Source organism: Brachybacterium fresconis (assembly GCF_017876515.1).
GTDB lineage: Bacteria > Actinomycetota > Actinomycetes > Actinomycetales > Dermabacteraceae > Brachybacterium > Brachybacterium fresconis.
Genome location: NZ_JAGIOC010000001.1, coordinates 1,753,414 through 1,767,255, shown reverse-complemented (window position 1 = coordinate 1,767,255; position 13,842 = coordinate 1,753,414). Strand labels below are relative to the sequence as shown.

At 68.6% G+C, this 13,842-nt stretch carries 14 protein-coding genes and 1 tRNA gene; 8 read left to right on the top strand and 7 right to left on the bottom strand.

From position 1 onward, the window contains the following. Window positions 1-39 precede the first annotated feature (39 nt). The 5 genes from JOF44_RS08145 (at window position 40) to JOF44_RS08125 (ending at window position 5,345) form a co-directional block, all read left to right on the top strand. Window positions 40-1,197, top strand: a complete 1,158-nt coding sequence (locus JOF44_RS08145) for a D-2-hydroxyacid dehydrogenase (protein ID WP_209889563.1) — start codon at window positions 40-42, stop codon at window positions 1,195-1,197. A gap of 3 nt (window positions 1,198-1,200) precedes the next feature. Next, the gene (locus JOF44_RS08140; RefSeq protein WP_209889560.1) at window positions 1,201-1,980 is read left to right on the top strand and encodes an IclR family transcriptional regulator; all 780 of its coding nucleotides are present in this window, start codon (window positions 1,201-1,203) and stop codon (window positions 1,978-1,980) included. A 271-nt stretch (window positions 1,981-2,251) separates the two neighbouring features. Further along, window positions 2,252-3,712 carry an MFS transporter gene (locus tag JOF44_RS08135; RefSeq protein WP_209895800.1) on the top strand — a complete coding sequence of 487 codons (1,461 nt, stop codon included), beginning with the start codon at window positions 2,252-2,254 and terminating at the stop codon, window positions 3,710-3,712. Between the two features lie 129 nt (window positions 3,713-3,841). Beyond that, the gene (gene nrdF / locus JOF44_RS08130; RefSeq protein ID WP_209889557.1) at window positions 3,842-4,810 is read left to right on the top strand and encodes a class 1b ribonucleoside-diphosphate reductase subunit beta; all 969 of its coding nucleotides are present in this window, start codon (window positions 3,842-3,844) and stop codon (window positions 4,808-4,810) included. Between the two features lie 250 nt (window positions 4,811-5,060). Beyond that, entirely contained in the window at window positions 5,061-5,345 is a 285-nt protein-coding gene (locus tag JOF44_RS08125) for a GlsB/YeaQ/YmgE family stress response membrane protein (RefSeq protein WP_209889555.1), read from the top strand. A gap of 155 nt (window positions 5,346-5,500) precedes the next feature. Here JOF44_RS08125 and JOF44_RS08120 read toward each other — a convergent pair whose 3' ends face one another. After that, window positions 5,501-6,181 (bottom strand): IMPACT family protein, encoded by a 681-nt coding sequence (locus tag JOF44_RS08120; protein WP_209889552.1) that lies wholly within the window; start codon window positions 6,179-6,181, stop codon window positions 5,501-5,503. Window positions 6,182-6,282: 101 nt separating this feature from the next. Between JOF44_RS08120 and JOF44_RS08115 the strand changes: the two genes are divergently transcribed. Continuing rightward, window positions 6,283-6,879: a hypothetical protein gene (locus JOF44_RS08115; RefSeq protein WP_209889548.1), complete on the top strand. Its 597-nt coding sequence runs from the start codon at window positions 6,283-6,285 to the stop codon at window positions 6,877-6,879. Window positions 6,880-7,096: 217 nt separating this feature from the next. Here JOF44_RS08115 and JOF44_RS08110 read toward each other — a convergent pair whose 3' ends face one another. From JOF44_RS08110 to ectA, 3 genes are all read right to left on the bottom strand, one after another. Then, window positions 7,097-7,489, bottom strand: coding sequence for an ectoine synthase (locus JOF44_RS08110; RefSeq protein ID WP_209889546.1), 393 nt, complete (start codon window positions 7,487-7,489; stop codon window positions 7,097-7,099). A 103-nt stretch (window positions 7,490-7,592) separates the two neighbouring features. After that, window positions 7,593-8,870, bottom strand: coding sequence for a diaminobutyrate--2-oxoglutarate transaminase (gene ectB, locus JOF44_RS08105; RefSeq protein ID WP_209889543.1), 1,278 nt, complete (start codon window positions 8,868-8,870; stop codon window positions 7,593-7,595). A gap of 85 nt (window positions 8,871-8,955) precedes the next feature. Further along, the gene (gene ectA, locus JOF44_RS08100) at window positions 8,956-9,507 is read right to left on the bottom strand and encodes a diaminobutyrate acetyltransferase (RefSeq protein WP_209889540.1); all 552 of its coding nucleotides are present in this window, start codon (window positions 9,505-9,507) and stop codon (window positions 8,956-8,958) included. 341 nt (window positions 9,508-9,848) lie between these two features. Between ectA and JOF44_RS08095 the strand changes: the two genes are divergently transcribed. After that, window positions 9,849-11,360: an alanine/glycine:cation symporter family protein gene (locus JOF44_RS08095; RefSeq protein ID WP_209889537.1), complete on the top strand. Its 1,512-nt coding sequence runs from the start codon at window positions 9,849-9,851 to the stop codon at window positions 11,358-11,360. A 91-nt stretch (window positions 11,361-11,451) separates the two neighbouring features. Here the strand turns inward: JOF44_RS08095 and JOF44_RS08090 are convergent, their stop codons facing one another. Further along, a complete protein-coding gene (locus JOF44_RS08090; protein WP_209889534.1) occupies window positions 11,452-12,288 on the bottom strand; it encodes a VOC family protein in 837 nt (278 codons plus the stop codon). 177 nt (window positions 12,289-12,465) lie between these two features. On the opposite strand from JOF44_RS08090, the gene JOF44_RS08085 reads away from it, so the two are divergent. Next, window positions 12,466-12,538: transfer RNA gene (locus tag JOF44_RS08085), tRNA-Lys, on the top strand. A 300-nt stretch (window positions 12,539-12,838) separates the two neighbouring features. Here the strand turns inward: JOF44_RS08085 and JOF44_RS08080 are convergent. Further along, window positions 12,839-13,234 (bottom strand): hypothetical protein, encoded by a 396-nt coding sequence (locus tag JOF44_RS08080; RefSeq protein ID WP_209889531.1) that lies wholly within the window; start codon window positions 13,232-13,234, stop codon window positions 12,839-12,841. 46 nt (window positions 13,235-13,280) lie between these two features. Continuing rightward, window positions 13,281-13,784: a hypothetical protein gene (locus JOF44_RS08075; RefSeq protein ID WP_209889528.1), complete on the bottom strand. Its 504-nt coding sequence runs from the start codon at window positions 13,782-13,784 to the stop codon at window positions 13,281-13,283. Window positions 13,785-13,842: the final 58 nt, after the last annotated feature.

Sequence of the window (13,842 nt, the reverse complement as noted above, 5' to 3'; positions counted from 1 at the left end):
ATCCGGCTGGACGGCCGCCGCCGAGCACAGGAGCTCTCCATGACCCACCACGCCCTCCCTGCGCACGAAGCCCCCGGGGTGACCGAGGAGTCTCGCTCAGCGCACGGTGCGCACGCGCGCGAGTCCCCCGAACGGCCTGGCAGGACCGGGCTCGGACGTCCTCGCGTCGTGATCGCCGTCGACCTCCCGGAGCCGCTGTGCCAGGAGATCCAGCAGCAGGTGCCCGAGGTGGACGTCGTGCGGGACCACACCCTGTACCGCCCGCGCCAGGGGCCGGCCGACTGGAGCGGGGATCCCGACCACTCCCGCACCCCGGAGCAGCAGCGTGCCTATGAGGCGATGGTCGATTCGGCCGACGTGCTGTTCAGCCTTCCGGATGTCGACCCCGCGCAGCTGGCCCGGACCGTCCGCGCCAACCCCCGCCTGCGCTGGGTGCAGGCGATGGCCGCCGGCGGCGGATCCCAGCTGCGGGCGGCAGGCCTCGAGGCCGCCGAGCTCGAGCGGGTCGCGGTGACGACCTCCGCCGGCGTGCACGGCTCGCCCCTGGCCGAGTTCGCCCTCTTCGGGGTGCTGGCCGGAGCCAAGACGCTTCCGCGCCTGACGTCCCTGCAGAGGGACCATCACTGGGGCGAGCGCTGGGAGATGCGGCAGCTCGCGGAGATGACGGTCCTGGTCCTCGGCCTCGGTGGGATCGGGCGCGCCTGCGCGCAAATGTTCTCCGCCCTCGGCAGCCGGGTGCTGGGCTCCTCGCGCAGCGGCACTCCCGTCCCGCACGTGGAGGAGATCGTCCCGATGGACGAGCTCCCGGAGGCGATCTCCCGTGCCGACGCCGTGGTCCTCACCCTCCCCGGGACCACGTCGACAGACGGCCTGGTGGACCAGGGGCTGCTGGAGTCCGCGGCACCCGGGACGATCCTGGTCAACGTCGGTCGTGGCACCGTGGTGGACGAGGACGCCCTGGTGGGTGCGCTGGACGACGGCCGGATCGGCTTCGCCGCCCTCGATGTGACCGCCACCGAACCCCTCCCCGCCGACAGTCCTCTGTGGGATCATCCGAATGTCCTGATCAGTCCGCACACCGCCGCGCTGTCCTCCGCCGAGGAAGCGCGGATCGTGGAGCTGTTCATCGACAACCTGCGCCGTCACCTCGAGGGCCGGGAGCTGCGAAACGTCGTCGACACCGTGGAGTTCTACTGACCCATGAGCGAAACCAGGGACCCCTCGCCCGCCATCACCCGCGGACTGCGCATCCTCGACGTGCTCGAACGGGCGGCCGGGAATCCCCAGACCCTGTCCGACATCGCGCGCGCCGTCGGGATCGCGAAATCCTCCGCCTCCAACATCTGCGCCGCGCTGGAGGCGGAGCGGATGATCCAGAGGGTGGGCAGCGGCTACCGGCTGGGCATGCGGACGGCCGAACTGGGTGGGTCCTTCGCCCTCCAGTTCAACCAGGTCCGCGAGTTCTTCGCCGTCGTGGAGGCGGATCCGCAGCTGTCCGAGCAGGTCGTCCAGATCGCCACCCGTGACGAGGCCGACGCCATCTATCTCGCCCGTCACGAGGGTCGTCGCCACCGCCTCGGCACCCCGCTGGGGTCCCGCCTGCCGCTGGTCTACTGCGCCGTCGGGACCGCGATGCTGCTCCGGGAGGACGAGGGTCAGATCGCCCCTCTGCTCCGTCCGGACGCGCTGCGCCCGCCCACCTCCCGGTCCTCCCGGGATGCCGGCGAGATCAGCGCGCGGATCCGCCGTGCTCGCGAGGTCGGCTACGCCGTCGATCGCGGGGAGTCCATCGAGGGGGTCCACGGTGTCGCGGCCCCGCTGGAGCCGTGGAGGCCGGGCGATCCGCCGATGGCGATCGGGGTGGCCCTGTCGACCGACGAGGCCGATGACGCGACCATCGAGCGCATCGGAGCAGCCGTCCTCCGCATCGCCGCGAAGCTGACGAACCCCCTGGCCCGACGCCCGGAGGCCTCGGCCTGAGACCACGGCGACCAGCCCCGTCCGAACGCTTCGGGCCGGGCCGTTCTTGCGCGCCCGCACGCACGTCCCCCGCACGACCGACGGGCTCCCGTCGGACCAGGGCCAGGTCGCCGACCACCGTGTGTTCAAGGGGTTGCACATCGTTCAGAAGAGAGTACGTTGGCGCAGTGAACGTGACCGGGGCCCGCATCTGACGTGGCCCGCGAACCGCATCGAAGGAGATGTCGTGAGCTCGACACCCACTGATTCCGGCGCCGACGGCGCGGGGACGATGTCCCAGACGGAGTACGCCGCGAACCTGAAGAGGGCGACCCTGTCCTCGAGCGTCGGCAGCGCGCTGGAGTACTTCGACTTCGCCATGTACGGCCTGATGACCGCCCTGGTCTTCGACCGCCTGTTCTTCTCCAGCGCCCATCCCGCGATGGCCACGGTCGCAGCCTTCGGCATCTACGGCGTCGGCTTCCTCGCCCGCCCCTTCGGCGGGCTGTTCTTCGGCACCATCGGCGATCGGATCGGCCGACGGTGGGTGCTGGTGGCGACGATCCTGCTCATGGGCGGCGCCTCCACCCTGATCGGCGTGCTGCCCACCTACGAGCAGGTCGGCGTCCTGGCGCCGATCCTGCTGGTCGTCCTGCGGCTCGCCCAGGGCTTCGGCGCCGGCGCCGAACAGGCCGGGGCCACCGTCCTGATGGCCGAGTACGCGCCCGTGCGACGCCGAGGCTTCTTCTCGGCCCTGCCGTTCATCGGCATCCAGGCCGGCACGCTGCTCGCCTCCGTCGTCTTCTTCCTGCTCACCATGCTGCCGGACGAGGCCTTCATGAGCTGGGGCTGGCGGCTGCCGTTCCTGGCCTCGGCCGGGCTGATCCTCATCGCCCTGTTCATCCGCGCCCGACTGCGGGAGACGCCGTCCTTCATCCAGCTCGAGAAGCAGGAGCAGGTCGCCGAGCGCCCGATCCGGGAGATCTTCACCCGGGGCCGCGCCGGCGTCGTCGTCGGCATCGGCCTGCGCATGGCCGAGAACGGCGGCTCCTACATGTTCCAGTCGATCGCGCTGGCCTTCGTGACCTCCGCGGCCATCGGCATGGACCGCGGAATGGTCACCTGGGGCGTCACCCTCGGCTCCCTGATCGGCATCTTCTCCGTGCCGCTGACCGGACGGATCTCCGACCGCGTCGGCCGCGTGCCCGTCTACCGCTTCGGCGCGGTCTTCATGCTGATCTTCAGCGTCCCCGCCTGGTACCTGCTCTCGCTCGGCAACGAGGTCGTCGCGATCGCCGTGATCGCGGTGGGTCTCGGCGTGGCCGTCAACTCGATGCTCGGCCCGCAGTGCGCGATGCTGCCGGAGCTGTTCGGCAACCGACATCGCTACCTCGGTGTGGCCATGGCCCGAGAGATCTCGGCCGTCCTCGCCGGCGGTCTGGCCGGCGTGCTCGGCGCCGCGCTGCTCGCCTGGACCGGCGGGAACTGGATGGTCCTGGCCCTGTACATGGCGACCCTCGCGGCGATCACCACCGCCGCGACCTTCCTGGTCCCCGAGACCCGCGGCCGCGATCTGCTGCGGACCGAGGACGCCCTGCGCATCTCGCAGACCGAGTGCGACACCGCCACCGACCTCACCTTCACCGCGGAGGACGACGGCGACGGCGGCTCGGCCGAGGGCACCCACGCGGCGGCGCGGGCGACGGCGTCGACCCGGACGGTGTCGACGAATCCGTCGCCGGCTCGGCGATGAGAGCGGACCCGGCCGCCGGAGGTGTCCGAAGCCACCGCGCCGGGGAGCGGCCCCTGGGCGCGTCCGGCGGGCCCTCTGCCTAGACTGGACGCATCCGACACGAACCCCTGAGGAGCTAGTGAGGCTGCGGTGAACGACCACCTGAAGACGACGGTCCAGGCGATCAACTGGAACCGGATCCCGGACCCGAAGGACCAGGAGGTCTGGGACCGCCTGACCGGAAACTTCTGGCTTCCCGAGAAGGTCCCGCTGTCCAACGACGTCCAGTCCTGGAACCGGCTCACCGAGCAGGAGCAGAACCTGGTGATGCGCGTGTTCACCGGCCTGACCCTGCTGGACACGGTCCAGGGCACCGTCGGTGCCGTGTCGCTGATCCCCGACGCGATCACCCAGCACGAGGAGGCGGTGTACACCAACATCGCCTTCATGGAGTCGGTGCACGCCAAGTCCTACAGCCAGATCTTCTCGACCCTGTCGGACACCAAGCAGATCGACGAGGCCTTCCGCTGGAGCGAGTTCAACGAGCCGCTGCAGAAGAAGGCGAACATCGTCATGGACTACTACACCGGCGATGACCCGGAGAAGCGCAAGGTCGCCTCCACGCTGCTGGAGTCGTTCCTGTTCTACTCCGGCTTCTACCTGCCGATGCACTACTCCAGCCGCGGCGAGCTGACCAACACGGCGGACATCATCCGCCTGATCATCCGGGACGAGGCGGTCCACGGCTACTACATCGGCTACAAGTTCCAGAAGGCCGTCGAGAAGGCCACCCCGCAGCGGCAGCAGGAGCTGAAGGACTACACGTTCTCGCTGCTCATGGAGCTGTACGAGAACGAGGAGCAGTACACCGAGGATCTCTACGATCCGGTGGGCTGGACCGAGGAGGTCAAGACCTTCCTGCGGTACAACGCCAACAAGGCGCTGATGAACCTCGGCTATGAGGGCCTGTTCCCGCAGGACCAGACCGACGTCAATCCCGCCATCCTCGCCTCGCTGTCGCCGAACGCCGACGAGAACCACGACTTCTTCTCCGGCTCCGGCTCCAGCTACGTGATGGGCAAGGCCGTCGAGACCGAGGACGACGACTGGGACTTCTGATCCCGTCCCACCCCGGGCATCGCCCGTGACCTGCGCCGACGGCGCCGGACCGCACCAGGTCCGGCGCCGTCGGCATGTCGGGGCCGGGTCCGACGGAATCCGACCCGCCCGGTGTGTCCCACGACGCGCCGGACCGCCCGGTCGCCGATATGACCTGCGAAAATGCGGATGTCGTCGTCAATTCGAGATGTTCTGACGGATACTTGCGATGCAACACTTCCCCTTCCCCGCACAGTGAGGAAAGACGATCATGGGACTTCTCTGGATCATCATCTCCTGGATCATCATCGGCGGCATCATCGGCCTCCTGGCCCGGGCAGTCATGCCCGGCAAGCAGGCGATGGGCATCGGCATGACGATCGTCCTCGGAGTCATCGGCGCGATCGTCGGCGGATTCATCGGTGGCCTCTTCGGAGGCAACGGGATCAGCGGCATCATGGACAACCCCTGGAGCATCGGCACGATCCTGCTGGCGATCGTCGGCGCGATCATCGTGATGGCCATCTACGGCCTGGTCACGAAGAACCGCGACTGACCACTCCTCACCCCCACCTCACGGCGGCGCCGTCCCGGATTCCGGGGCGGCGCCGCCGTCGTGCCGAGGCCTCGCCCCGCCGAGCACCGAGGACGCCTCGTGCTCTGTGCTCTGTGCTCTGTGCTCTGTGCTCTGTGCTCTGTGCACCCGTGCGCTCAGGAGGACTGCGGAGGATCCGTGGCCTCGAGCGCGACATCGGCCATCCGTCGCCCCGTCTCGTCCACCGCGACCCTGCCGGAGGACCAGCGCGCGACGTCGGCCTGCAGGGCGGCGAGGTGCTCCGGGGCGACCAGCACGGTCAGCGTCGCGGCCCGGGAGGTGTAGGCCGTCGGCTCCACCTGCGCACCGTGTGCGTCGGCCCAGAGACGGACCGCATTCTCGGCCAGGCCGATCTCCGCGAGCGAGACCTCGAGCTCGGCGACGACCAGCGAGGTGCGACAGTGCAGCTCGGCGGCGGTGATCGCCTGCTCCACGCCTGCGGTGTACGCACGCAGCAGGCCCCCGGCCCCCAGCTTGATCCCGCCGAAATAGCGGATCACGATCGCGAGGGTGTCGATCAGCCCGGCGTGCAGCAGCGCCTGCAGCATCGGCATCCCCGCCGTCCCGGACGGCTCCCCGTCGTCGCTGGAGCGATGGACCTCCGCCCGCTGCGGGGTCTCGCCCAGCACCAGCGCCGTGCAGTGGTGGCGGGCGTCAGGGTGCTCGCGGCGGGCGGCGCGGATCAGCGCCTCGGCCTGCTCGGGACTGTCCACCCGGTGCAGACGGGTCAGGAAGCGGGAGCGCTTCTCGACCAGCTCGGTCTCGACGTCGGCGGCGAGCACGAGGGGATCAGGCATGTGCCCGAGTCTATGCGGGGGCGGTGCACGGGGCGATACGCTGGGCAGGCGCGCTCCGCGGCCCTCGCCGAGCTCCCAGGCCGAACTCCAGGAGGACCCCCGTGACCGTCCCGAACTCCGCCCCGCAACCGGCCATGAGCCCGTACGGTCCGCCCGGCTATGGCCAAGCGCCGACGCCGAAGAAGACCGGCAAGGCACCGGTGGTCCTGATCGTCCTCGGCGCGGTGATCCTGGCGGTGAGCGTCATCGCGGGCATCGTGATCACGGTGATCGGCATCAGCAGCACCGCGGGCGGGATCAGCGACATCGAGGTGCTCGACAGCGGCTCGGGCACGGTCACCGCTGAAGAGGGCGATCTGCTGCAGTTCTACGCCGAGGCCGGGACCCCGATGCCGAGCTGCCAGGTCACCGGACCGTCGAGCGGCTCTCTCAGCGACGGCCCGAACCGCACCAGCTCCACCACGATCGACGGCACCACGTGGGAGTCCTTCGACATCGCCGAGGTCAACGAATCCGGCGAGTTCGCGATCGACTGCGGCGGCACCCCGGTCGCCGTCGGCCCGCCCGTCTCCATCGGCGGCATCTTCGGCGCGGTCGGCGGGATCCTGCTCGGACTCGCCGGCGGATTCGTCGGCTTCGTGCTGCTGGTGATCGGCGTGATCCTCCTGATCGTGCGCAAGCGCGCCGCCCGCGTCTGAGGCCTGCCGGGGCCCGAGGCTCGCGGGCCGGTCCGGATGCTCGCGGGCCGGGCCGACGACGGACCACGAGGCCTGCGGGATCTCGAAGGTTGCGGGATCTCGAGGCCTGCGGGCCGTGCCCCAGACAGAACGAGGAGGGGCCCACCGGGAGCGCGATGCTCCGGGTGGGCCCCTCCTTCATGCGTCGGCCGCCCCACGGCGGCGTCGCGGGGACGGCTCAGGCGTCCTCGGTCACCAGCGGGTACACGCCGTTCTCGTCGTGCACCTCGCGGCCGGTCACCGGCGGGTTGAACACGCACACGCACTTGATCTCGGTGCGGGGACGCACGATGTGCTTGTCGTGGTCGTTGAGCAGGTAGAGGCTGCCGGGGGCCAGCTCGTGCGTCTCGCCGGTGGCGAGGTCCTCGATGGTGCCCTCACCCTGGGTGATGAACACGGCCTCGATGTGGTTGGCGTACCAGAAGTAGCTCTCGGTCCCGGCGTACAGCGTGGTCTCGTGGACCGAGAAGCCGACGCCCTCCTTGGCCAGGATGATGCGCTTGGAGCGCCAGTTCTCCGACTTGATGTCGGCGTCGGTGTCGGTGACCTCGTCGAGGGTGCGGACGAGCATGGGGGGTACCTCTTTCGTGGATCAGCAGGTCTTCGGGCCCTGAGCAGGCGCTCAGGAACGTCGGCCCGCCCCCGGCAGGGACGGGCCGACGGGGAGTGGGGACTCAGGCGGTCAGCGCCTCGTCGACGGCCTTCTCGATGATGTCCAGCCCGTCGCGCAGCTGGTCATCGGGGATGGTCAGCGCCGGCAGCAGCTTGACGACCTCGTCGTCCGGGCCGGAGGTCTCCACCAGCAGGCCCTCCTCGAAGGCCTGCGTGGTGACCTTGCCGGCGAGCTCGCCGTCGGGCATGCCGAGTCCGCGCGCGAGGCCGCGGCCCTTGACGACCAGCTCGTGCTGATCGGCGTGGCGGGCGGCGATCTGGTTGAAGCGGCTCTCGATGTAGGCGCCCTTGGAGATCGTGGACTTCTCGAGCTCGTCATCGCTCCAGAACAGCTCGAAGGCCTTGGTGCCGGAGGCGAAGGCGGGGGCGAAGCCACGGAAGGTGCCGTTGTGCTCGCCCGGCTCCCAGATGTCCAGCTCGGGCTTGATCAGGGTCAGCGCGAGCGGCATGCCGTAGCCGCTGATGGACTTCGACAGGGTGACCATGTCCGGCTCGATGCCGGCCTCCTCGAAGCTGAAGAAGCCGCCCGTGCGGCCGCAGCCCATCTGGATGTCGTCCACGATCAGCAGGATGTCGTGCGTCTTGCACAGCTGGGAGAGCCCCCGCAGCCACTCGGCGCGTGCGGCGTTGATGCCGCCCTCGCCCTGGACGGTCTCGACGATCACCGCGGCGGGCTTGTTCAGCCCGCTGCCGCCGTCGGTGAGCAGACGCTCGAGGTACATGAAGTCCGGGACGATCTGACCGAAGTAGTCGTCGAACGGCATCGGGGTGGAGTGCACCAGGGGGATCCCGGCGCCACCGCGCTTCATCGAGTTGCCGGTGACGGACAGGGCACCGAGGGTCATGCCGTGGAAGCCGTTGGTGAAGCTCACGACGGACTCGCGCCCGGTGACCTTGCGGGCCAGTTTCAGCGCGGCCTCGACGGCGTTGGTGCCGCCCGGGCCGGGGAAGGCGACCTTGTAGTCCAGGTTGCGCGGGGCGAGGATGAGGTCGTTGAAGGTCTCCAGGAACTGGCTGCGCACGTCGGTGAACATGTCCAGGCCGTGCACCAGGCGGTCCTCGGCGAAGTGGTCGATGACGACCTTCTTCAGCTCGGGGTGGTTGTGGCCGTAGTTCAGGGTGCCGGCGCCGGCGAAGAAGTCGGTGTACTCCCGGCCGTTCTCGGCGGTCAGCGTGCTGCCCTTGGCGTGGGTGAAGGTGACGGGCCAGCCGCGGGAGTAGCTGCGGACCTCGGACTCGTAGGCGGTCGTGGTGCTGCTGTGATCAGCGGTGGTGGTCATGTTCTCTCCCTAGAGGGTTGAGGGTGGTCTGACGGTGTCGGGGCGCGCGGGAGCGCCCGTCGGGACGGGTCGTGCTCGGTGGCGCTCAGGAACCGGAGTTCAGCTCCCCGATCAGGTGGAGCAGCTCGGCGCCGTGCCCGGGGTCCGGGAAGTCGGCTTCTTCGATGAGCGGCTCGATGCGGTGGGCGGCGCCGTGGCGTTCGGCGAACGAGGCGAACAGGCGCTGGGACGCGGCGTTGTCCTCGGTGATGGTGGTCTCGAGGGTGCGCACGCCGGAGAGGTCCGAGACCAGCGCGTCGAGCATCTGCGCGGCGACCTTACGGCCGCGCATCGAGGAGTCGACGGCGATCTGCCAGATGAACAGGCAACCGGGATCGAGCGGGCGGCGGTAGCCGAGCACGAAGCCGACGACCTCGCCGTCCTGGAGTGCGACGCGGGAGGTCTCCGCGAAGTCCCGTGCCATCAGGAGGTAGGCGTAGGAGGTGTTCAGGTCCAGCGTCCCGCTGTCCCGGGCCACGCGCCACATGTCGGCGCCCTGGTGACGGGTGGGGGAGGTGATCTCGAAGCCGGGGACCGGGGTCCCTGTGGTGTCTCGGGTCGAGGAGTGGCGGTCGGAACTGGTTGTCAGCTGGCCCATAACGGTTCCCCACGCTATCGACAGTGGCGACGAATGTGGACCCCCGACCTCATCGCGGACGGGGCGCCTCGGAGTGTCGTGACGCAAACGTGACCCCGGCGGCTCCGACAGCCGGATTGTCGGACAACCCCCGTCTATACATGCTGAGCTGGAGTTTCGGTGCGCCCGTGAACTGCCAGAACGGAAGGGGTGCCGGTCCGATGTGGCATGCGTCACTCCCGTGTGGGGCGGGGCACGATCCTCGCGCGCGCGAGGAGCAACGGACTCGTCTGCGGTAGAACCCGGCTCGAGACGGTGGAATCGGCGGACCGCCCGGCGCCCGACTCGGTACCGTCGAGGTCATGAACCCCCTCGAGACCCTGAACGAGTTCCTCGGCAACGCCGAGGGCTGGCTGTGGACCTGGGCAGGGATGCCCGTGGTCATCGTGCTCGGCCTCTACTTCACGATCCGCAGCGGAGCAGTGCAGTTCCGCATGATCCCGGCGATGCTCGGGGCGATCACGCAGAAGGCCCAGCGCGAGAAGGTCGGCGCGGGCCGCGGACGCACCGAGCGCACCAAGTCCCTCAGCGCCTTCCAAGCCTTCTCCGTCTCCGCCGCGGCGCGCGTGGGCACCGGGAACATCTCCGGCGTGGCCGGGGCGATCTTCCTCGGCGGCCCGGGCGCGGTGCTGTGGATGTGGGTGATGTGCCTGCTCACCGGTGCGGCGAGCTTCATCGAGTCCACCCTCGCCCAGCTGTGGAAGACCCGGGCGAACGACACCTACAAGGGCGGCCCGGCCTTCTACATCCAGCGCGGGCTGGGCAGCCGCGGCTTCGGGCTGTTCTTCGCGGTCCTGTTCATCTTCTGCTTCGCCTTCGCCTTCACCTCGCTGCAGGCCAACACCATCGTCGATGCGGTCACCGGAGCGGTCGCCGTCTACGCCGATCCGGAATCGATGACCTGGCTGCCCATCGTCCTGGGCATTCTGCTGGCCGTCCTCACCGCCGCGATCATCTTCGGCGGGATGCGCCGCGTGGCCACCGTCGCGCAGAACATGGTGCCGATCATGGCGATCATCTACCTGCTGATCGGCATCATCATCGTCGGCATGAACCTCGGCGAGCTGCCGCGCGTGATCACTCAGGTCGTCACCGAGGCCTTCAGCCCGCAGGCCGCGATCGGCGGCGGCTTCGGCGCGGTGATCGTCAACGGCGTCCAGCGCGGGATGCTCTCGAACGAGGCCGGCATGGGCTCGGTCCCGAACGTCGCCGCCACCGCCTCGGTGAGCCATCCGGTCAAGCAGGGCCTGGTCCAGACCCTCGGCGTCTACTTCGACACCATCCTGATCTGCTCCATCACCGCGTTCATCGTGCTGGTCGCCTTCCCGGACGTGTCCGTCGGCGGCGAAGGACTGGTCATGGTGCAGGAGTCGCTGTCGAGCAATCTCGGCTCCTGGGCCGCGGTCCTGCTGGCCGTGATCATGTTCCTGCTCGCCTTCACCTCGGTGCTGGGGAACTTCTCCTACGGCGAGGCGAACATGCACTTCATCACCTCCAAGCGCGGCTGGCATCTCGCCTTCGGCGGCGCCGTCGTCGCGCTGGTGTTCCTGGGCTCGGTGATCGCCGTGGATCTGGCCTGGACCATCGCCGGGGTCTCCATGGTGTTCATCGCTCTGGTGAACCTCGTGGTGATCGCGATCCTCGCGCCGACGGCCTTCAAGCTGCTGCGGCACTACAACGCCCAGCGTGCCCAGGGCCTGGACCCGATCTTCCGATCCTCGGATCTGCCCGAGATCAAGAACGTCGAGGTCTGGGTGGACGAGGATGTCAGCGACTACCAGGACGAGCGGGAGCTGGCGAGCTCGCGGGACTGATCCCACCGCGAACCTGCGTTGATCACCGTGCACGCAACGACGCCGGGGAGGCAGGACGCGAGTCCGGCCGCCCCGGCGTCCGCCGTTCGGGCTACGCCAGGAACTGGCTGATCGTGAACTCCGCCCCGTGCGGGTCGACGATCGTGGCCTCGCGGGTCCAGTCGGTGTCGAGGCGGCCCCGCACGGCGCCGCCGAGGCGCTCCGCCGCTGTCGCGGCCGCATCCCGGTCGGTGATCGTGAAGCGGACGTGCCAGTGGGGTCGCTCGCCGTCTCCGGCCGGCTCCATCCAGGCGATGGCGTCCGCGAAGCTGCCGTCGTCGCCGATGGCCGCCTGTCGCTCGTAGATGCGCGGATCGATCGTGTCCCGCAGGTGCGCGCCGTAGCCGGGCTGCCGCAGCAACGTCGTGGCGCCGGCGTCCTGCAGCTCCCAGCCGAAGACCTCGGTGTAGAACGGCGCCACGGCCGACGGGTCCGCCGCCCGCAGGTCGCTGAAGTTCCAGGTTCCGGGCACGTTGGCGACCTGTGCCCCGAGCCGCCGACGGGCTTGCCACAGTCGGAATTCGACACCGGCGGGATCGGCGGCGATGACCGAGACGCCGTCGGGCCCGCAGTCGGCCGGTCCGCGCACGATGCTGCCGCCCGCCGCCTCGACGCGGGCGGCGGCGTCCTCGGCATCGTCGACGGCGATGTAGGTGTTCCAGCCCGGCGTGGGGGAGCTGGGGGCCGACGACACGGGACCGCCGACGCCGGCGACGTCCTGCCCGTCGAGCTGGGCGACGAGGTACCGGAACTCGGATCCGGGCGGCGTGGCCTCGGTGAAGGTCCAGCCGAGCAGGCCGCCGTAGAAGGCGGCGGTGGTCTCGAGGTCCGCGGTCTCGACGTCCACCCAGGAGGGCACGCCCTGCGGGTATGTGCGCGGCTCGGTCATGTCGCTCCTCGACGGTGCGGTGGTGGAGGTGGCGGTCCCGATCACCGTGAACGCTAGACCCGGGGTGAGACGAGAGCACGTGATTTCTCTGGTGGGCGGGCGCGATGTGGACCGGGGAGCAGTGTCCCAGAGCGCCCTCGAGCGCCGTTAAGATGGACGGGCCCGCGATGCGGGCCAGGGCCTGTAGCTCAGTTGGCAGAGCATCGGACTTTTAATCCGCGGGTCGAGGGTTCGATCCCCTCCGGGCCCACCCTGGTCAGAGCCAAGTTCGTGTTTCCAGACCTCGCCCCAAAGTGGGCAATGACAGCAACGCTGACAGCAACGCGGCTGTGTGTGCTGTGCTGGACCAGGGGTGACAGCAACGGGCCCCTCGGTCCTCCGCGGCCTTATAGACACCGTGAGGCTCTCGCTGCCGCGATGCGCAGAGCTCCCATTAGGGCCCTGTGCTCGATGGTGGCAGCACGTTGGCAACAGTGACGACTAACGGCAAGACCCCCATGCCTGTTGTCGGCACGGGGATCTCTTGCGGTGAAGTTCGTTCCGTCGAAGATTACATCTCCGCGAAACGCTTCCAATCGTCGTGAGCTGTGAGTGCATCGGCGTCAATCCACGCATCGGTGAGCAGCGAGGTCGACTGGAGCAACATGCCGGGGACTCCGCTCCACACGATCGCCGCCCGGTAGATGGTCAGATGAACATCTCCCTCGCCCAGCGAGGTCCGCTTCGCGGAGCCAAGGAAAGCTCGAGCGCTCGCTACATCAGCGAAGGGCAGCGCACAGCAGCAGCTACCGGTGCCGAACGACGCCGACGCGATGAAGCAGTGCTCGACGGTGACCTCGCTGTCTGACTCTGCGGGCAGCGTTTCGACCTCATACGCCGGCCCGTTGAACAACTCCCACGGAATCGACTCACGGTCAACAACCCCGATCGGATGCTTCAATACCACGTGGTTCATCTCCTTCGCCTTGACTGGCTATATTTCTAGATCGCTGTTATCGGCGCGAGTATTTGGCGGGGTGGATCTCGAGTGGGCTTGCCCACTGCACTTGCGAACCCGGCTGCCACTCGAGAGCTTCCGCATCGACGACGATCGATCTATCGTCAACCTCGGTGGTGGGATTCCATTTAGTGATCGATGCGGCGCGAAACAAGAAAGAGTGGGCGCTATGAAGTCCCTTCATCGCCAAGCGACCGAACTCCAAAGCGTCGTCGAAGTCCTCGAGGAGGACTCCCTGAGCGACACCGAGGGGAGTGGCCCACGCGACGATGAATCCGACTCCGATGATGCAGTCGGGCCTGCTACGTCTTCTTGGGAGGCGGTCGACGTAGAGGACCTGAGACGGCAGTTCCTGCTGGTACCGACGAGCAGCGACTCGGTCGTGTGAGTCCAGTTGGACGATCGGTTCAACCCTGTTTCCGTAGATCGACTGATCATTCAGGTGGCTCAACGGAAGCGCGCCGAGCACTTCGATGGACGGTACGAGCGGATGCTTCACGAAATTCTCCTTTTGGTGAGTCCACGAAAGATAGGTCGCAGATAGAGCTATCCGCAAG